The following is a 20,895-nucleotide window of genomic DNA, read 5'->3' as shown; positions in this document are numbered from 1 at the left end:
AACAAACATTCGTTCGTTAAATGTTCGATATTTTCATACTGCTATGCTAAAATAAATGTACAAATTGGAAGGAAAGGACGGGGACATGTGTGCAAGAATTTGATTTACAAGCGCCATATCAGCCTGGTGGGGATCAGCCACAGGCGATCGTAGAATTAGTGGAGGGCGTTCACGCAGGTAAACGTCATCAAACATTGCTTGGCGCAACAGGGACAGGTAAAACATTTACGATTTCTAATGTGATTCAGCAGGTGAAGAAACCGACGCTTATTATGGCTCATAATAAAACGCTTGCGGGTCAATTATATAGTGAGTTTAAAGAGTTTTTTCCAAATAATGCAGTTGAGTATTTTGTCAGTTATTATGATTACTTTCAGCCAGAGGCCTATGTACCGCAAACAGATACGTATATCGAGAAAGATTCCAGCATAAATGATGAAATCGATAAATTACGTCACTCTGCGACATCTTCACTTTTTGAGCGTAAGGATGTCATTATTATTGCATCCGTGTCCTGTATTTACGGATTAGGTTCTCCTCAAGAATATCGAGAAATGGTCGTGTCAATTCGCACAGGTATGGAAATTGAGCGTAATCAGTTGCTACGAAAACTTGTCGATGTACAGTATGAGCGTAACGATGTGAGCTTTACACGTGGGACTTTCCGTGTTCGCGGTGATGTTGTTGAAATTTTCCCAGCATCGCGCGATGAACAATGTATACGTGTTGAGTTTTTCGGTGATGAGATCGACCGAATCCGTGAGGTCAATGCGTTGACTGGTGAAATTTTATCTGACCGTGATCATGTAGCTATTTTCCCTGCGTCCCACTTCGTTACACGTGAAGAGAAAATGATTAAAGCCATTGAAAATATTGAAAAAGAGCTAGAGGAACGACTTACTCTATTACGTGCAGAGGATAAGCTACTAGAGGCACAACGCTTGGAGCAGCGAACACGCTATGACTTAGAAATGATGAAGGAAATGGGCTTTTGCTCAGGTATCGAAAATTATTCCCGTCATTTAACATTACGTGAAGCTGGAGCAACACCGTACACGTTAATGGACTACTTTCCAGAGGATTTTTTACTTGTAGTCGATGAAAGCCATGTCACGCTGCCGCAAGTACGTGGTATGTATAATGGGGACCAAGCTCGAAAGGGTGTACTTGTAGAGCACGGTTTCCGTTTGCCGTCTGCTCTAGATAACCGTCCACTTCGTTTTGAAGAATTTGATGCAAAAGTACAGCAAGCTATTTATGTTTCGGCAACGCCTGGCCCATATGAAATCGAGCATACACCAGTGATGGCTGAGCAAATTATTCGTCCGACAGGCTTGTTAGATCCATTGATAGATGTACGTCCGATAGAAGGGCAAATTGATAATTTAATCGATGAAATTCAAGATCGTATTAGCCGTAATGAACGTGTACTCGTGACAACATTAACGAAAAAAATGTCGGAAGATTTATCCGCTTATTTGAAGGAAATGGGCCTAAAAGTGGAATACTTACATTCAGAGATTAAGACGCTTGAACGTATTGAAATTATCCGTGAGCTACGGAAGGGCACATATGACGTCCTGATCGGCATTAATTTATTGCGTGAAGGGCTGGATATTCCTGAAGTTTCACTTGTGGCAATATTAGATGCCGATAAGGAAGGGTTCTTACGTTCAGAGCGCGCATTGATTCAAACAATTGGTCGTGCAGCTCGTAATGCCAATGGGCATGTTATTATGTTCGCCGATAATATGACTGATTCTATGAAGAAGGCCATTGAGGAAACGAAACGTCGTCGTACAATACAGAGGGCGTACAACGAGGAACACGGTATTACGCCGAAGACGATTGTCAAAAAGATTCCTGATATAATTCGTGCGACACAGGTAGCAGAAGAAGAGGAATCATATGTAACGAAGGCAACAAAAGGTAAGAAGTTGACGAAGCAAGAAAAAGAGAAATTACTTGCTTCACTTGAAATAGAAATGAAGGAAGCAGCTAAAGCACTTGATTTCGAACGTGCAGCTGAGCTGCGAGATACTATCTTTGAATTGAAGACAGAAGGGTGATCGGGCTTGTGAAAAATACAGAAATCGTCGTGCAGGGCGCACGTGCACATAATTTGAAAAATATTAACGTCACAATTCCGCGTGATCAATTAGTTGTGCTAACGGGCTTATCCGGTTCAGGAAAATCTTCGTTAGCATTTGACACGATTTATGCGGAGGGACAACGTCGTTATGTAGAGTCATTGTCTGCTTATGCTCGGCAATTTCTTGGACAGATGGATAAACCAGATGTGGATGCGATTGAAGGGCTGTCACCTGCCATATCGATTGATCAAAAAACGACGAGTCGAAATCCACGTTCAACTGTTGGAACAGTAACGGAAATATATGATTATTTACGGTTACTTTATGCGCGTATTGGTAAGCCAATTTGTCCGAATCATGGCATTGAAATTACCTCCCAAACAATTGAGCAGATGGTGGATCGCCTCTTGGTATACCCAGAACGCACGAAAATGCAGTTACTTGCGCCAATGATTTCAGGGCGCAAAGGAACTCATGTAAAGCTGCTAGAAGACTTGAAAAAACAAGGCTTTGTACGAGTACGTATTGATGGTGAATTACGTGATTTAGATGATGCAATAGATCTTGATAAAAACAAAAAGCATTCTATAGAGGTTGTCGTGGACCGTGTCGTCGTAAAAGAAGGTATCGCAGCACGGCTTAGTGATTCGCTTGAGACGGCACTTCGATTAGCGGAAGGGCGCGTGCTAGTCGATGTGATGGAACATGAAGAAATACTATTTAGTGAGCATCATGCATGTCCATTATGTGGCTTTTCAATCGGGGAGCTTGAACCGCGTATGTTTTCATTTAACAGTCCGTTCGGGGCGTGTACGAGTTGTGATGGTTTAGGTACGACGCAAGAGGTAGACCTTGACCTAGTTGTACCAGATTGGGACCGCTCGTTAATCGAGCATGCCATTGCCCCCTGGGAACCGACAAGTTCGCAATATTATCCGCAGCTATTAAAGGCGGTATGTGACCATTATGATATTCCGATGGACGTACCTGTGAAAGAACTACCGAAAGAGAAAATGGATAAGATTTTATTTGGCTCGGGAAAGGATAAAGTTCATTTCCATTATGAAAATGAGTTTGGAAATGTGCGTGATCAGATGATTGAGTTTGAGGGCGTTGTGCATAATGTAGAGCGTCGTTTTAAAGAGACAACTTCTGATTATGTACGTGAGCAAATGGAAAAGTACATGGCACAGCAAGACTGTCCATCCTGTAAAGGCTATCGCTTAAAACCAGAAACATTAGCTGTTAAAATTGCAGATAAGCATATTGGAGAAGTGACAAAGTACTCAATTCAAGATGCAGATACATTTTTCAAAGAGCTAAATTTATCTGAAAAGGATATGCAAATTGCTCGACTGGTATTGCGTGAAATTGAAGAACGTCTGGGTTTCTTAGTTAATGTAGGTTTAGATTATTTAACGCTAAGTCGTGCGGCAGGAACACTTTCAGGTGGGGAAGCACAACGAATTCGCTTAGCTACGCAGATAGGCTCTCGTTTAACTGGGGTACTTTATATATTGGATGAGCCGTCGATCGGATTACATCAGCGAGACAATGACCGTCTCATTAGTACACTCCAAAATATGCGTGATATTGGTAATACGCTAATTGTTGTTGAGCATGATGAAGATACAATGATGGCGGCCGATTATCTGATTGATGTAGGACCTGGGGCTGGTGTACATGGTGGTGAAATTGTTGCGGCAGGAACACCACAGGAAGTAATGGACAATCCTAAATCGTTGACGGGGCAATATTTAAGTGGTAAAAAGTTTATTCCATTACCAATTGAGCGCCGTAAACCAGATGGTCGTAAGTTATCGATTAAGGGAGCAAAAGAAAATAACCTACAAAACGTTAAAGTAGATATACCATTAGGTCTATTTGTTGCAGTGACAGGTGTTTCAGGCTCTGGTAAATCAACACTTATTAATGAAATTTTATATAAATCTTTGGCTCAGAAGCTTAACCGTTCAAAGGTAAAGCCAGGTGAACATAAAGAAGTAGTGGGTATGGAGGAACTTGAAAAAGTGATCGATATTGACCAGTCTCCAATTGGTCGAACACCACGTTCAAACCCTGCCACTTATACAGGTGTGTTTGATGATGTAAGAGATGTTTTTGCGACAACGAATGAAGCCAAAGTACGCGGCTATAAAAAAGGTCGTTTTAGCTTTAATGTGAAAGGTGGACGTTGTGAGGCGTGTCGAGGAGACGGCATTATTAAAATTGAAATGCATTTCCTACCAGATGTATATGTACCATGTGAGGTTTGTCATGGTAAGCGTTATAACCGTGAAACGCTTGAAGTGAAATATAAAGATAAAAGTATTGCTGATATTTTAGATATGACCATTGAAATTGCAGTAGTGTTCTTCGAAAATATTCCTAAAATCCAGCGGAAATTACAGACAATTGTGGATGTTGGGTTAGGCTATATGAAACTAGGACAACCTGCGACGACATTATCTGGTGGCGAGGCGCAACGCGTGAAACTGGCTTCAGAGCTACATCGTCGTTCCACAGGTAAATCATTCTATATTTTAGATGAGCCGACTACGGGTTTACATGCCGACGATATTGCACGTTTACTGATCGTCTTGCAACGACTCGTTGAAAATGGAGACTCGGTCCTAGTGATTGAGCACAATTTAGATGTTATTAAAACTGCCGATTACATTATCGATTTAGGTCCAGAAGGTGGCGATAAAGGCGGTATGATCGTCGCTACAGGTACACCAGAAGAAGTAGTGGAAGTAAAGGGCTCTTATACAGGGAAGTACTTAAAACCAATTTTAGTGCGTGATCGAATGCGTATGGAAGCCATTTTAGCCGAAGCTTCCAAATAAAATTTCCGATGCCTTAAGCCCTCACAGATGCTTAGTATCTATGAGGCTTGTGGATCACCCGTGAAAAAGCAGCGAATTTTTTCAATATCATGCCATACTTTTTTCATTTTTGAGGTGAAACCTTTCATAAAATGATACGTATAAATAGTATAACGAACTGAGGGAGGCTATTAGATTTATGCAAAATGAACGTCAACGAATTTTAGAACTTGTGGAAAAAGGAATTATTACAGCGCAAGAGGCGATTACATTATTAGAAGCATTAGAGCAACCTAGCAAGTCCACTCAAAATGTTATGAATGATGTGTTGAATCAAGAACAACAATCTTCTACAGAAAAAGAGTCTATCTTTAACGAAGCACCAAAAGAGGAGCAAAAGAAAGATACAGATTTTATGAAGTATTTCCAAGATGAAATGCAAGATTTCCGTAAAGATTTATCGCAAATTGGCTCACTCTTTATGGATATGATGAATACCGCAGTAAAAAAGGTGAAGGAATTTGATGTTTCCTCTCCATTCGGCGATAAGTTTGAATTTACACATACCGAAGAGTTTGCAGCTGCAAATGTACAAAATGTAATCGTGGAATTACCAAATGGTAATTTTGCATTAGAGCCTGGTGAAGGTGATAGTTTCCAAGTTATTTGTAAAGTGAAGGCACCTCTTATTAATGAGAGTGAAGAAGAAACACGCGCTCATTTTCTAGAGCAATTTGTTGTGAAAGGTGATTTAGATTCACTACGAATTTTAAGCCAATTAAAACTTGTACAGGTGAATGTAAAAGTACTTGTACCTAAGGAAAAGTTAGAAAAATTGTCTGTGCGTTTGATGAACGGTAGTGTAACCTTACAAGATATCGAGCTAGAGCAATTAAAAGTAAAGACACTAAATGGTGCAATTAAAGGCGCTAAGTTAAATTTTACTAAAGCAGAGGTTGATTCTTCAAACGGTTCGATTGAATTAACAGATGTTCGCGGTAAAGATTTAGAAGCCGAAACATTAAATGGTCGCGTCTATTTAGATGGCGCATTGGATGAAGTAGAAGCAAAATCGGTGAATGGACATGTTGTAGTGACGACTTGCTCAAGTAATTCATCAAAAATTAAAGCGCAAACTGTTGCAGGTGCAGTTGAATTATATGTGCCTCGCACGATGTCATTAAGCGGTAAAATTGTGACGAATTTTGGTAAGGTAGATGTTGGTATTCAAGATGTTTCAAAAATTGAATCACAGGATCAATTTTTATCAAAAGTAGTACGTTTTGATAAAGAAGTAGAGAATGCAAACCGTCTATTTATCGAAGGCGAATCTAAAACGGGTGCAGTTTTAGTCCGTTATACTACTACTGACGAGCAGCAAGTTTAAAAATAGAAAGCATTCAGGCTATTAGTAAATATAGCTTGGATGCTTTTTTGTGTTTCACGTCGAATACACATAAAACAGGAATCGACTCAAATACTTTGAAGCGATTCCTGTTTTATGTTGCCGTCGTTTTTAAAATACTCTTGTATAATCTTGGACAATAAAATATTTAAATGGCAGCAACTTCCAAGGAATGAAATGAAACTGTAATAAAAAAACATAGATTGAGTGCTATAATAGAAAAAGAAATACATCTTACATTTGTAAGAGGTTTAGGTGGTTTAGATATGATAGAAATGAAAAATGTGACAAAGAAGTACCCGAATGGTGTCGTTGCGACAAATGGCATTTCGGTTAACATAAAGCAAGGTGAGTTTGTCTATGTTGTTGGTCCAAGTGGTGCAGGTAAATCGACATTTATCAAATTGATGTATCGTGAGGAAAAAGCGACTTCAGGCGAAATTATTGTAAATGGTATTGACTTGGCGTCATTGAAAAGTAAAAAAGTACCTTTCTTGCGCCGACAACTTGGTGTTGTTTTCCAGGATTTCAAATTACTCCCACGTTTGAATGTCTATGAAAATGTGGCATTCGCTTTAGAAGTAATTGAAGAAGAACCAGTAGAAATCCGTCGTCGTGTAATGGAAGTTCTAGATTTGGTAGGGCTCAAACATAAGGCGAGAATGTTCCCGAATGAACTTTCAGGTGGGGAACAGCAACGTGTTTCCATTGCGCGCTCCATTGTTAATGTACCAAAAGTGGTTATTGCAGATGAGCCAACTGGGAATCTAGACCCTGAGACATCTTGGGAAATTATGAACTTATTTGAAGAAATTAATGCACGGGGTACAACAATTGTGATGGCGACCCATAACCGTGAAATCGTGAATACGATTCGCCGCCGGGTAATTGCAATTGAAGGCGGAATGATTGTCCGTGATGAACACGGAGGTGATTACGGCTATGAAATTTAATACGATAAAACGTCACTTCCGAGAAAGTTTTAAATCGCTTGGTCGTAATAGTTGGATGACGATTGCCTCGGTGAGTGCAGTTACAGTTACATTGATACTTGTAGGCGTTTTTGCGCTTATTATGATGAACTTAAATAAAGTAGCGTCAGATTTAGAAAATGACGTTGAAATCAAAGTTTTAATTGATGAAACGGCGGATGAAGCCACTGAAAAAGAGCTACTCAAGAAAATTGAGAAGTTGCCGGATGTCGAAGAGATGACTTATTCGACAAAGGAAAATGAGTTAACGAAATTAGTAAAAGACTTTGGCGATGACTTTAAGTTATTTGAGCAAAGGAACCCATTACGTAATGTAATTTATGTGAAGGCAACTGATCCACAGCAGACAGCAACTGTCGCAAAGACAATTGACAAATATGAGTATACATATGACGTTATGTATGGTGAAGGTAAGGTAGAGAAACTTTTCAACTTCTTAAACATTAGTCGTAATGTAGGGCTTGTGCTGATTTTAGGGTTACTATTCACGGCAATTTTCCTAATTTCCAATACCATTCGAATTACAATTATTGCACGTCGTGATGAAATTGAAATTATGAAACTTGTTGGGGCAACGAATTCATTTGTGCGTATTCCATTTTTATTAGAAGGTATGTGGCTCGGAATTTTAGGTTCTATTATTCCGATTGCGGTTGTCGCAACCCTTTACCACAATGTATATAAGATTATTGCACCACGTTTAAAAGGGGAGCTTGTTCAATTACTCGATTTCTCACCACTGGTGTACCAAGTAAGCGGTCTACTACTACTCATTGGTGTACTTATCGGTATTTGGGGAAGTTTCATGTCAGTACGTAAATTTTTAAAAATTTAACTTGATTCAAAGTGTTTAACAACGGTGAATAAAGTTTAAGGCGTGTTTTGTGGTTTATTGAATCGTCAGCCACTACTCATGTCGCCTTAAGTGAAATATAGAATTAATAGTCGAAGGGGAGTTCAATCGGTGAAAAGTATGGCAAAAAACTCTATGAAAATATTTGCAGCAGTGACTGCACTATTCCTTTTTATCCAAACTCCATCAGCGTATGCAACTAGTTTATCGGATTTAAAAGATGAGAAAAAACAAGTCGAAACAAAAAAAAATGAATTAAATTCTTCAATCAGCAATAAAACAAGTGCAATTAGTGTGAATGAAGACAAGCAACAAAAACTATTAGATCAAATTCAAACGCTAAACGCTGAAATCGACAAAACAAATAGTAATATAAAAAATGTATTAGCGGATATTCAAACTACAAACGAAGAGATTAAAGCATTAGAAGAATCGATCAAGGAGCTTATGCGTAAAATTGAAGAGCGCGATGTATTATTACAGGAACGTGCTCGTGCGATTCAAGCGGGTGGTTCTGTCAGCTATTTAGATGTCTTACTTGGTTCAAATAGCTTTGTAGATTTCATCGACCGCTTCTCAGCTGTTAATGCTTTGCTTGAAGCAGATCGTCAAATTATACGTGACCAAAAAGCAGATAAAGAAACATTAGAAGAACAGAAACAAGTACTTGAAAACAAACGACAAAAGCTTGAAGAGAACAAAGAAGAGCTTGAGCGTTTAAAATCTTCATTAGATGGACAAAAAGCACAGAAAAACACATTAGTCGATCAATTAGAAAAAGAGCAAGAAAAGCTGAAATCTGAAAAAGTATTACTTGAAAAAGAATATTCAGAGGCACTTGAGGTTAGTGCAGAATTACAACAACAAATTATTTCAGAACAAAATCGTTTAGCCGAAGTTGCACGTCAACAAGAAGCAAAACGTAAAGCAGCTGCAGCAGCAGCGGCGGCGGCTGCTGCAAATTCTGGCGGTTCATCTGGCGGTTCATCTGGCTCTTCAACAGTCAATGCACCACAATCTAATGGTACATGGATTAAACCAACAAACGGCCGTTTAACATCACCATATGGTTGGCGTAATATTGGGGCTGGCCCAGAATTCCACTACGGAGTGGACCTTGCCAACAAAACTGGGACGCCTATTTGGGCAGCTGCTGACGGTGTCGTTTCTTATGCTGCACCACTTAGCTCATATGGCAATGTAGTTATTCTTACACATTCTATTGATGGTCAAATTTATACAACAGTTTATGCACACTTAAGTGCATTCAACGTTAGTGTTGGAACAGAAGTGACACAAGGGCAGCAAATTGCCGCGATGGGTAGTACTGGACGTTCAACTGGTCCACACTTACACTTTGAAGTGCATATTGGTTCTTGGCAGGGACAAGCAGCTGGTAGTGTAAACCCGCTAAAATATATTCCTTTGTAAAATTTAATGAAAGAGGCTGGGACAAAAGAGAAAAAGTGTTAGATTGACTGATGTCGATCTAACACTTTTTTGATGTAAGCGTTGATGTCAGCTACGGCGGACGCTTTCCGGGGGGCGTGGCCTGAGCCTGTAGTCTCAGACGTCACGCTAATCTCCCAGGAGTCGCCGCCTTCGCTACCATCAACTAGTGCTCTCTTCTAAATTTTATTTATTTCAAAAGGAAGAAATTATAAATTTCGTCAAGTTATGGTAAAGGAAAATATACGCAGTAGGGTATTTATCAAGTAGTTTGCTCAAAAAATAAGCAGTATCTGATTGTTTAAGACGGTTTTTTGAACACGCTGTGAAATTAAGTGTTGAAAAAGTATTGTATGCTATGCTAATGCTATCTATTTTTCATGGAGGATTTGTAGGGTGGTCAATACAGAGTGGTTTTCGATTCGTACATTAACATTACCAGCAACAGCTATCGCTTTATTGGCCGCATTTTTCATTGTGTGGCTTGTTTTACGTATGCAGTTTTCAAAGAAATGGTCGGGGGTATATGCTGACGCAATCTTTACCTTTATTATTGTCTGGAAATTCAGCTTAATTATTACGGACTTTAATGCCGTGCTTGCACAGCCATTTGCACTTGTTTATTTTAATGGAGGAACATTGGGCGTCTACTTTGGTGCTATTACTGTGTTACTTCAGCTTTTATGGAAGCGACAAAAGTTACAATTTGATGCACAAGGAGTATCGGCGAGCGTTTGGGCAATCATCTTAACGCAATCCATTTATCAATGGTTCGTGGTATTATTAAATGACAATTCAATTAATAGTGAAGTTATTACGTTAATAGTGCTAAGTATACTAACGCTTTTCATACTATGGAAAATAACAGCTCCTATTAGAGCAATCATAATTTATACAGTTGGGTATCTAATTGTTGCTACTCTTCAGCCACAGGGATTATGGCAACCGGCTGTTGGGGTGAGCGTCCTATTACTTATGCTAGGCCTCGGAATTCAACGGGTAGGGGGAAAAAAATGAAAAAAAATATTGGATTGCTTGTTGTCGTGTTGTTAGTGGCCGGGATGATTGGTACATACGTCAAACAGCAAATAGATAAGGACCGCGAGATTGATGCCGCTTCCTTAGGAAAAGAAACAGAGCAACGAGAAATTGGCTTAAAAAAAGGGGACACACCCCCTGATTTCACATTAACAACTTTGGATGGTGATGAGGTCACTTTAAGCGACCTACGTGGAAAAAAAGTAGTGCTTAATTTTTGGGCAACATGGTGTCCGCCTTGTAAAGCAGAGATGCCTCATATGCAAAATTATTATGACCAATATGCCAAGAAGGAAAATGTAGAAATTTTGGCTGTCAATTTAACATCGGCTGAGCGAGATGTTACCGAAGCTGCTAAAATTGAGACAATTACTACCTTTAAGGATAGTTATGAATTAACATTTCCAATCTTACTCGATAAGGAAAATAATGCGGGTTTTGATTATCAAATTTTAACGATTCCAACGACTTATTTTATTGACTCAAGTGGACATATTCAGCGTACCATTCAAGGGCCAATGGATGTGGATATGCTAAAGGACTATGTAGAAGCACTAGACTAATAAGCACTAGAAGATGTCTCAAAAGGAAGAATACTTTTGGGGCATCTTTTGTTTTAAGTAGAATAACAATCGACGTCATTGAACCTAGTGTTTGGAAGCCGCTTTGCTTTCAATCTAGAAAATAAAAGTTGCCACAAATGATTTTGGGGCAACTTTACTTTGTATGTTTGAAAAAGAATATTCATACAGTAAAGAGACAGAGGAGGGAAGGTTTGCGCAAAATTACGGCAGGTGTCGGCGTACTTATCAGTAGTTTATTGGTAGGTAGTGGATTTTACTTTGACTGGTTTAATGGTGCGGAGAAAAAGGAGCAAGTGACAGAGGTCGAATCGATAAATGAAGCAATACATTTAATTGAGGAACAATCCGTATACAGTACAAAAAAGGATGCATTAGTGGAAGGGGCTCTTCGAGGCATGGCGGATGCGATAAAAGACCCTTATAGTACCTATTATTCGAAGGAAGAGGCCGAGCAACATCGGCAAATGCTAGCTGAGGAAAGAGTTGGCATTGGTATTGAACTATCGGAAAATAAGGGGAAATTTATCGTTGTGTCTCCTGTTCGTTCGTCCCCTGCAGAAAAAGCAGGAATGCGTTCTCTCGATGAAATTGTACAAGTTGATGGTGTACGGATAGACGGTAAGACGATGAGTGAATTAATGCAATTGATTCAAGGTGAAAAAGGTACAAAGATTACGATAGTGGTCTATCGTCCAAGTGAAGATAAGCATATTAAAATGACCATTGAGCGTGCCGCAATTTCCAATAAAACTGTAGCAAGTGAAGTAGTAATGGTAGAAGATACTGCAATTGGTTATGTAGAAATCTCGCTATTCGGTGAGAAAACTGCTAATGAGTGGGTTGCAGAAACAAGTAAATTACTGCGTAAAGATATAGAGGGGCTTGTTGTGGATGTCCGTGATAATCCGGGGGGTTATTTACATAGCGTGGCAGCGCTACTGAGTACGGTGTTAGAAAATGGTAAGGTGTTTGCGTATATGCAAAATGCTGAAGGTGCTATGGAACCATTAAAGACAGAATCGAAAAGTTTTGATGAAAAATATTTGCAAACAATGAATAAAATACCGATTGTTATTTTGCAAAATCAAGGCAGTGCATCGGCAAGTGAGGTACTGAGTGGTGCGTTAAAAAGCTGGGATCGTGCTTCCATTGTCGGTGTGAAAAGTTTTGGTAAAGGCACAGTGCAGGAATCTTGGGCACTTTCAAATGGAGGAGAACTTAAACTATCAACAAATAAATGGCTGACACCAAAACGTGAATGGATTCATGGGCAAGGGATTGAAGCTGGTTTAGTCATTGAACAAAATGAATTATTTGCACTGCAATTGCATCCATTAACAGGACAATTTAAAGTAGGAGATATGAGTGAAGAAATTGCTTATACACAAAAAGCTTTACAAAAATTAGGTTATCAGATTGTTCGATTGGACGGTTATTTAGATGAAGCGACAGACGAAGCTGTAAAACTTTATCGTAAGCAAAAGAAGTTACAGAAATCAGAGAATGATGTTTCTATGGATACAGCCTTTTTTAATAGCTTAAATGAAACATTAAAAAACTATAAAGAAAATCGCACAAATGATGTGCAATTCCAGATGGCAACAAGCTTTTTATTGCATAATATTGAACAATAGACATTGTATATCTAGTAAATATGATGGGAATACGAAGCTTTCTACTAGTTTGTACTACGCAAGAGTGTGGTCCTTTGATACAATGAATGCATAGTAATCGAGATAGAAATGGCGGGTGTCTGTATGGCTAGTAATATTTTAATAGAATTTGTAACAGCGATTGGCCGCTTTTTACTGAACCCAGTAATATATATAGCAATTTTAGTAGCTATCTTATTAGGATATAGTCGTGTAAAGCAGGAGCGTAAATTTTTTCATAGACGTATTATTTGGGGCTGGACAGAGTTAGTAGGGCAATGGAAACGTGGATGGTCTTATGCGCTAATCATTTCAATTATAAGTGTTGGGGTGGGCTTGACAGTACCAAAAACATTTTTACTTGTCTTGGTAGTATGCTCTGCACTGGCGCTCTTGCTGTTTTTCATCCGTTCACTGTCACCCATTTATACAATGGGGCTTGCAACTCTGGCAACATGGGCTATGTATCAATACAATTGGTCGTTTACATGGTGGAAAGTTTCGCTAGAGGGTACGGATTTATTTGAAGGTGCAATTGTAACAATCACGATTATAAGTGGATTGTGTGTGATTGCTGAAGGTATGCTGATTCGTCGAACATCTACAATGGTGACAACGCCACGTGTTGAAAAGACGAAGCGTGGAATGCAGGCTATTGTGTATCGCACGAGAAACCTATGGGTGCTACCGATACTCTTTATAATGCCTGGTGATATCATTTCGCCAGTCCTTCCATATTGGCCACAATTCACATTGGGTGAAAGTACATTTGCATTTGTATTATTTCCAGTAGTTATCGGATTTTCAAAGCTTTCAAGAAAAGAATTGCCAGTTTTACAATTACCGAGAATTGGGCGCTCCGTATTATTGTTAGGGCAGCTTATATTAATAGGCGGACTTGCTTCATTCTTTGAGCCTCTCGTTGGCTTCATCACCCTTGCAGTAGGCGTCATCATTCGTCTTATTATTGCAATATATAATGCGATGCAGGACAAGACGGAGATTTATGCGGTTGCCCCAAGCTCGAAGGGGGCAGTCATTGCGGCAGTCCTACCGGATTCACCAGCAGAGAAAATGGGTTTACTTGCAGGGGAATGTATTCGTAAAGTAAATGGGCGTTCCATCTATACAGAAAACGAATTATATGAGGCTTTACAATTAAATGCGGCCCATTGTCGTTTAGAGGTACTTGATCGTAACAATGAGATACGTCTAACGCAGCATGTAATTTACAGCAATGATCATTACCGTATTGGTCTATTGTTAGCGGAGCAGAGAGATGTATGATAGATGTTTTTGGAAAAATGATGTTGGCGTTATTTTTACCTGCATTATTAGTGTTATTGTTTACACGAATTACGTATAACCGTTATGTGGCTCTTTTATTAGCAATTGCACTCATTGCAGCATCGGTTTATGCAGGTTATACTTCGCCGCCAATTATTTTCGTTGTAGATGCATTATCGTTAACGGTAGGCTTTTGGCTCGCAAGTCGCATGCAAAAAAAATAGCCTCATCATCAAAAGTTGGGGATGACATTTGTTAAAATGTATGCCATTTATACTGCATTAACTAGGTGGTGGATCAACTGACCGTAAAAGACCGATTGGTTCGGGGCAACAAATGTTTTATGTGCGAAAGCGCAGCGGCAGCGACAGGATGTTGGTCACACAAGCTTTTTTACAGGATGTGAAGGTTTTAGCTTGTGTTCCTCTATTTAATGTGGAAGATGAAGAAAGCCCCGACTGATTGAAGTTTCACTTTATATAAGTTGATTGGAGTGGAGGCTGGCCGACTCCTTGGGGATCAGCGTCACAGATGAGACCCTGGAGCGGCTCATCGGACGCCACCAGGAAAGCGCCCAGCCGGAACGGAAATCAACCCCACGCTATGGTGATGAGCCAAAAATAAGGTACTTAGCAGACAAAAATCTGCCAAGTACCTTTTTACATGAAGAATCTTACCGCTGCCATAATAACAACCCCGGCAACAACCGTAATGGACAAACTTTTTGTGACAAGTGCAATAATAAGTGTTGGCACAAATGTTATAAATACAGGCCAGTCGAGTGTTACAAAACTTCTACTTTCTGTGTCCAATAAATTTTCGAAGACTAGGGCACTTAAAATACAGACAGGAATGAAGCTAAGCCATTTTAATACGACATCCGGCAACTTCACACTGCGTACAAACATAAATGGAATAATACGGGGTAACCAGGTTACAAGTGCACAACCGATGATAAGCCACACCATTGAAGCTGTTGTTGTCATTTATCTGTCACCACCCCAATTGTTGCTACAATTAATGTTGCTAGAAGCACTGCTACGTGAGAAGGTACTATATAGGCTAAGCCATACATACTAACCGCCATATATCCGATTAACATCAAGTAGTGCATAATCTTATTTTTACTGACGCTACTAAGCTGCAGAACAAGTAAAGCGACAAACATGGCAATCAATGCAAAGTCTAAGCCCCATTTCTCAGGATTTGCTACCCATTGCCCTAAAAAAGCACCGGCAACACAGGACAAAATCCAAAATGAATAGGCGGTAATATTTAGTCCATCCATCCATTTTCCATATAATTTGCCGTTTTGCATTTGTTTCGTGACTGCCACACCAAATGTTTCATCAGTCAATAATGTACCGAATCCAACATTTCGTAACATAGAATAACGAGTAAATTGAGGCGCTAAAGTTAAACTCATTAATAAATGGCGTAAATTTACCACAAAAATGGTTACAATGATGGCAGAAGCAGGACTACTAGTTAAGAGCAGTGCACAAAAAATAAATTGTGCAGAACCTGCATAAACGAGTATTGTTAATAGTGCGATTTCAAGTACAGACAAACCTGAAGCGGAACCTACAACACCGAAAGCAAGTCCTATACTAATATAACCGAGTAAGGTAGGAACACAGTCCTTGACTCCTTGTAAAAAGCTGTTGTCTGTAGAGGTAGTGGACTTATCGTGAAGTTCTGTTGTACTTGTCATAAATAGATCATCCTTTCGAAAAAAAATCCATGTATACTAATAATGTAATGTTGGAATAGTTAGATAGTTCAGGTATGTCTATTAAAGTATACATATGTCTTATAAAATAAACAATAGGGAATGGTGAGTTAAGTTGGAACAAATGAGTCGTAATTTAGCATTTCAATTAAAGAAAATACGGCAACAAAGAAGTGTAAGCCTAGACGATGTTGCCAAAGCAACGGGAGTTAGTAAGGCACAGCTAGCTCAAATTGAAAAAGGTGAATCCAATCCGACCGTATCAACTATCTGGAAAATAGCTGCTGGCTTACGGATTTCATTTTCTTCACTATTGCAACCCCCAACTGCCCATTTTATGAAATTTAGTAGTAAGGATGCGCCACGCGTCGATGAGGACGAGGGACGCTATCGCGTGTACTCCATCATACCTTACGATCCAGAGCGAGGCTGGGAGTTCTACAAGATTGAAATGGAGCCTGGAGCGTGCAGTAGGAGTGAAGCGCACACAGAAGGGGTAGAGGAAACCGTAACAGTTATTCAAGGACAAGCTGTTATTTCTGCTGGAGAAATGCATGAACAATTAGTAGAAGGGGAAACACTGGTATTCTCGGGGCATCAAGTACACGAATATAAAAATACATCGAAAGAACTGACAATTTTACATTTAATTTTGCAATACAAATAGAGGTGTCTATATTGAGTGAATGGTTTACTGTAGAAAATATTGAGCATGTTGCAGCGCAGTATCGAACATTTGGTCCGTTGATAGGTTTGTTATTGCCTTTTATCGAGGCATTTTTGCCGTTTTTGCCATTGGTTGTATTCGTCGTAGCAAATGCAAGTGCATTTGGTTTATGGTTGGGTTTTTTATTGTCTTGGCTTGGCTCAGCGGCGGGCTCGTATGTCATTTTTTTACTCGTCCGTCATTTTGGCAAGCATCCAAAGTTCCGTTTTATAACGGGCAGTAAAAAGGTGAAAAAACTTATTCAATGGGTAGATATGAATGGAATTAGCCCGTTGTTTGTATTGCTGTGTTTTCCCTTTACACCTTCTGTCATTGTCAATGTAGTAGCCGGATTATCTCACATTCATAAAAAATACTACCTAATAGTGCTGTTAGCAGGTAAATTCGTCATGATTTTAGGAATGAGTGTGCTTGGCTATGATTTAAAATCGTTACTGACAAGTCCTGTACGATTAATAGTTGCTGGTATTGCGATTGTCGTACTGTGGTGGATTGGAAAACTGATAGAGAAGCGATTGAATGCCCGGGTGGAAAGAGATTTGAAGCGAATGCGAAAATTGCCGAAAAATGAATAATCATGCGAGTTGAATATACACATCTAGCCCCTTGTATCATGTAAAATGGTAGAAGGGTCTTTTTAATTTAAATCATATAGCCTTAGGCGGGTTTCACAAAAATTGAGGCGGTAGTAACACTAATGCCAAGGCATCTTGATTTATAGAATAAAGTTAGGGGGAAAAGTGAATGACATTACGTATTGTTTCAGGACGTGCTGGTACAGGAAAATCAGCGTTTATTCATAAAGAGATTGTCGAGCAGTTAAGTTCAGATCCGTTAGGCTATCCGATTTTTATTATCGTACCTGACCAAATGTCTTATTCAACGGAGTATGAGCTCACAAATAAACATGGCTTGCAGGGTTTAATCCGGGCGCAGGTTATGACGTTTAAACGTTTGGCATGGCTTGTGCTACAGGAAACAGGTGGTATTGCTCGTAAAGAAGTTAACGGCTACGGCTATCGGATGCTCATTCGCAAACTACTAGAGGAGCAAAAAAGCGAATTCTCGTTATTTCGACAAGCTGCTGGAAAGAGGGGCTTTACGGAAGAAATTGAAACTTTACTACGTGAATTTAGCCGCTATAGTGTGAATAGTACGGTGTTGTCTGAGGTGGCTGCATCTTTGAAGGCTATTGATGCACCGAATACATTGCAGGCGAAAGCCAATGACCTACAAATTGTCTTGCAAGCTTTAGAGGCACGACTTGGCACGACTTATGTCGATAGTGAGGGCTATTATCCGATTTTAACGGAACAACTGAAACATTCAGAGACCATGAATCAAGCAACGATTTATATAGATGGCTTTACAGCATTTACAGTAAGAGAGTTAGAGCTTGTACAAGAACTGCTAAAGGTGACGAAGCACGTAACAGTAGTTCTACCTTTTGACCATGAAGACGAAGCTAAAGATGAGCAGGCACTTTTTAATGAAGCAGCGACAACCAATCAGCGTCTTCTTGATATTGCACAAGAGGAAGGGATTGAGGTTGAAGCACCATTACATTTTATCAAAACGCATCGTTTTCTATCCGAAGATTTGCGTCATGTGGAAGCAGAATTTACAGAAATGGTGCCACATACGAAAAAAACAGATGGAGATGTAGTGGTCTTAGAGGCTTCGAATCGTCGGGCTGAAATCCATGCCATTGCCCGGGAAATAACAAAACTGACAAGGCAGGAAGATTATCGTTATCAGGATATTGTGCTGCTCTATCGACAGGCAGATGTATATGATCCACTGATTTCAACAATTTTCCAGCAGTATGATATTCCTATATTTACGAATACGAAAAAGACAATGTTACATCATCCTTTAATTGAATTTAGTCGTTCGGCTTTAGAGGTTGTTACCACTAATTGGAAATACGAACCTGTTTTTCGTAGCGTAAAAACAGATTTATTTTTCCCTTTACATGCTGAGCGAAGTGTTTGGCGTGAACGAGCGGATCGTTTAGAAAATTACTGTTTGGCACAAGGAATTTACGGTGAACGCTGGTTTGAGGAATCACGCTGGTTTTATAAAAAATATCGAGGCCTTGAATTCCATTCGCGTATACAAACCGACGAAGAACGTGCGATGCAGGCAGAAATCGAGGCAATTCGAGATGAGATACGACAACCATTAAAAGATTTTCAGGATAAGCTTATACGAGCGAAAACAGGAAGAGCTGTAGCGACTGCATTATTTGAGCTGATTGAAGCCGTACAAGTATATGACAAGCTTCAGTCTATGAAAGACAGAGAGTTAGACAGAGGAGATGCACTTGCAGCAAGTGAGCATAATCAGGCATGGAACGAATGGGTTGCAGTGTTGGATCAGTTTGTTTACATGTTTGGCGAGCAGGAGATGTCTGTCGAAGAAGCAGCGAAAATCTTAGATGAGGGCTTTGATACATTAGAATTCTCTCGTATCCCACCTACACTTGATGAAGTGATGGTGGCAACAGTCGATTTAGCACGATTATCAGACATAAAGATTGCTTTTGTTCTAGGCATGAATGACAGCATTTATCCAACACGAATGGATTATGAAGGATTACTGTCAGATACGGAACGTGAATGGTTTTCCCAGATTGGCTACGAACTTGCACCGACCTCAAAAAATCGATTACTGCAGGAGAATTTCCTATTATATCGAGCTTTGACAACTCCTTCTGACAAGTTATATATGACATATCCGACGGCAGATGAAGAGGGCAAGGCATTATTATCATCTTTATATATAAAACGAATCATTGGCAATGACAAAACGGAGGGTCTCTTAAGTGGCATAACCATTCAACGTGTCGTCATTGATCCTATTGAATTATTAGATGATAATGTGCTGCCTTATTTACGTCATCCAAGAACAGCATTAGCACATTTGATGGTGCAGTTACGTCAGGCAGAACATAGCCGTGAGCTTGCACCTGAATGGCTGGCTTTACAGAAGTTTTATGAGCAGGATCCATACTGGTCATTAGTATTAGACCGAGTAATGCAACCAATCACACAGAAAAATGAAGCAGAACCTTTAGAAAATTATATTACACAAGAGTTATATGGCAAACGATTAACATCGAGTGTGTCGCGTGTGGAAAAATATTTTCGCTGTCCGTTTTCCCATTTCACAACGTATGGCTTGCGTTTAGAAGAACGTGCTGAATACCGCTTAGAAACATTTGCAATGGGCGATTTATTCCATGAAGCACTAAAATGGATAACAGAGGAGACACATCGCCAACAGCTTTCATGGATTCGTTTGACAAGGCAGCAAATTCAGCAGCTAGCACGACAGGCTGTTGAGCAGATTGTACCAGTATTTTCACATCAAATTTTATTATCCAATGCGCGTTACCGTTACATTCAGCGTAAGCTTATCCGCATTGTAGAACGCACAATGACTGCGCTAACCCAACATGCGAATGTCTCCCATTTTAAACCGATTGCCATTGAAGCATCATTTGGACCAGGGCAACATGAGCAGCTACCTGCGCTTGAAATTGATTTAGCAGGTGGAAAGAAAATGTTTATGCGCGGGCGCATTGATAGGGTTGATAGTGCATCATTTGATGATCGATCTTATTTACGGATTGTCGATTATAAGTCATCGAGCCGTGATTTAGATTTAAACGAGGTGTATCATGGGTTGTCATTACAAGTATTGACATATCTAGATGTGGCGATGGAAAATGCCTCATATTGGCTACCCGGAGATACTGAGCCAGCAGGGGTGTTATATGTTCATGTCCACAATCCGATGTTAAAGCTCGATAAGGATTTGAGCCACAGTGAAATTGAGGAAGATCGTTTAAAGCAATACAAAATGAAGGGCCTTCTCACAGAAAATCCACAAGCTATATTATCAATGGACGAGCAGCTTGAAGAAGCAAGTGGACATTCACAAATTATCCCTGTCTATATGAAAAAAGATGGTACCCCATCGGAATCTCAATCGCGCATTGTACCTGTGAATGATATGAAAAATATTCAACATTTTGTGCGCCGGAAGCATCAAGAGGCAGGAAATGGGATTTTAGCAGGCGATACTGCGATTAGCCCATTTAAATTAAAATCGAAAACGGCATGTGATTATTGTCAATTTGCTTCAGTCTGTCAATTTGATCCATCTGATGGTAAGCAAAATTATCGTCAGTTACCGCAAGCGAAACCGGTAGAGGTCGTAGATAAAATTCGTAAGGAGTTGAATTAGG

Annotated in this window: 16 protein-coding genes; 14 read left to right on the top strand and 2 right to left on the bottom strand. The window is 39.7% G+C overall.

Annotated features, from left to right (window positions below):
- Positions 1-89: 89 nt before the first annotated feature.
- The 11 genes from uvrB to ACQKII_RS01885 all read left to right on the top strand — a co-directional run bounded on the left by uvrB (position 90) and on the right by ACQKII_RS01885 (position 14,405).
- Complete coding sequence (uvrB, locus tag ACQKII_RS01935; RefSeq protein ID WP_427455807.1) at positions 90-2,069, top strand: excinuclease ABC subunit UvrB; 1,980 nt, start codon at positions 90-92, stop codon at positions 2,067-2,069.
- An 8-nt stretch (positions 2,070-2,077) separates the two neighbouring features.
- The gene (gene uvrA / locus ACQKII_RS01930) at positions 2,078-4,942 is read left to right on the top strand and encodes an excinuclease ABC subunit UvrA (protein WP_427455805.1); all 2,865 of its coding nucleotides are present in this window, start codon (positions 2,078-2,080) and stop codon (positions 4,940-4,942) included.
- Positions 4,943-5,120: 178 nt separating this feature from the next.
- Positions 5,121-6,308, top strand: coding sequence for a DUF4097 family beta strand repeat-containing protein (locus ACQKII_RS01925; protein ID WP_427455803.1), 1,188 nt, complete (start codon positions 5,121-5,123; stop codon positions 6,306-6,308).
- 284 nt (positions 6,309-6,592) lie between these two features.
- Positions 6,593-7,279, top strand: coding sequence for a cell division ATP-binding protein FtsE (gene ftsE, locus ACQKII_RS01920; RefSeq protein WP_427455801.1), 687 nt, complete (start codon positions 6,593-6,595; stop codon positions 7,277-7,279).
- Entirely contained in the window at positions 7,269-8,153 is an 885-nt protein-coding gene (gene ftsX, locus ACQKII_RS01915) for a permease-like cell division protein FtsX (protein ID WP_427455799.1), read from the top strand. Before ftsE ends, ftsX begins: the two co-directional genes overlap by 11 nt.
- 129 nt (positions 8,154-8,282) lie before the next feature.
- On the top strand, positions 8,283-9,602 hold the full coding sequence (locus ACQKII_RS01910) for a murein hydrolase activator EnvC family protein (protein ID WP_427455797.1): 1,320 nt from the start codon (positions 8,283-8,285) through the stop codon (positions 9,600-9,602).
- Positions 9,603-10,016: 414 nt separating this feature from the next.
- Positions 10,017-10,637, top strand: a complete 621-nt coding sequence (locus ACQKII_RS01905; RefSeq protein WP_427455795.1) for a hypothetical protein — start codon at positions 10,017-10,019, stop codon at positions 10,635-10,637.
- Positions 10,634-11,221, top strand: coding sequence for a redoxin domain-containing protein (locus ACQKII_RS01900; protein WP_427455793.1), 588 nt, complete (start codon positions 10,634-10,636; stop codon positions 11,219-11,221). The genes ACQKII_RS01905 and ACQKII_RS01900 overlap by 4 nt, the downstream gene beginning before the upstream one ends.
- A 212-nt stretch (positions 11,222-11,433) precedes the next feature.
- Positions 11,434-12,876 carry a S41 family peptidase gene (locus ACQKII_RS01895; protein ID WP_427455791.1) on the top strand — a complete coding sequence of 481 codons (1,443 nt, stop codon included), beginning with the start codon at positions 11,434-11,436 and terminating at the stop codon, positions 12,874-12,876.
- Positions 12,877-12,999: 123 nt separating this feature from the next.
- Positions 13,000-14,181 (top strand): PDZ domain-containing protein, encoded by a 1,182-nt coding sequence (locus ACQKII_RS01890; protein WP_427455789.1) that lies wholly within the window; start codon positions 13,000-13,002, stop codon positions 14,179-14,181.
- Positions 14,181-14,405 (top strand): DUF2198 family protein, encoded by a 225-nt coding sequence (locus ACQKII_RS01885; RefSeq protein WP_427455915.1) that lies wholly within the window; start codon positions 14,181-14,183, stop codon positions 14,403-14,405. The genes ACQKII_RS01890 and ACQKII_RS01885 overlap by 1 nt, the downstream gene beginning before the upstream one ends.
- A 435-nt stretch (positions 14,406-14,840) precedes the next feature.
- On the opposite strand, the gene ACQKII_RS01880 is transcribed toward ACQKII_RS01885, so the two are convergent.
- The gene (locus tag ACQKII_RS01880) at positions 14,841-15,167 is read right to left on the bottom strand and encodes an AzlD domain-containing protein (RefSeq protein ID WP_427455787.1); all 327 of its coding nucleotides are present in this window, start codon (positions 15,165-15,167) and stop codon (positions 14,841-14,843) included.
- Positions 15,164-15,895: an AzlC family ABC transporter permease gene (locus ACQKII_RS01875; protein ID WP_427455785.1), complete on the bottom strand. Its 732-nt coding sequence runs from the start codon at positions 15,893-15,895 to the stop codon at positions 15,164-15,166. Before ACQKII_RS01875 ends, ACQKII_RS01880 begins: the two co-directional genes overlap by 4 nt.
- A gap of 133 nt (positions 15,896-16,028) precedes the next feature.
- Here ACQKII_RS01875 and ACQKII_RS01870 point away from each other — a divergent pair, with 133 nt between their 5' ends.
- The 3 genes from ACQKII_RS01870 (at position 16,029) to addB (ending at position 20,894) form a co-directional block, all read left to right on the top strand.
- A complete protein-coding gene (locus ACQKII_RS01870; RefSeq protein ID WP_427455783.1) occupies positions 16,029-16,580 on the top strand; it encodes a helix-turn-helix domain-containing protein in 552 nt (183 codons plus the stop codon).
- A gap of 11 nt (positions 16,581-16,591) precedes the next feature.
- Positions 16,592-17,215: a TVP38/TMEM64 family protein gene (locus ACQKII_RS01865; RefSeq protein WP_427455781.1), complete on the top strand. Its 624-nt coding sequence runs from the start codon at positions 16,592-16,594 to the stop codon at positions 17,213-17,215.
- A 169-nt stretch (positions 17,216-17,384) separates the two neighbouring features.
- On the top strand, positions 17,385-20,894 hold the full coding sequence (addB, locus tag ACQKII_RS01860; protein ID WP_427455779.1) for a helicase-exonuclease AddAB subunit AddB: 3,510 nt from the start codon (positions 17,385-17,387) through the stop codon (positions 20,892-20,894).
- Position 20,895: the final 1 nt, after the last annotated feature.

Origin of the sequence: Lysinibacillus sp. NPDC048646, assembly GCF_050272295.1 — a bacterium.
In the GTDB taxonomy this organism is placed as follows: domain Bacteria; phylum Bacillota; class Bacilli; order Bacillales_A; family Planococcaceae; genus Lysinibacillus.
Note: the sequence above shows the minus strand (reverse complement) of the source record. Positions and strands in the feature narration are given on the sequence as shown.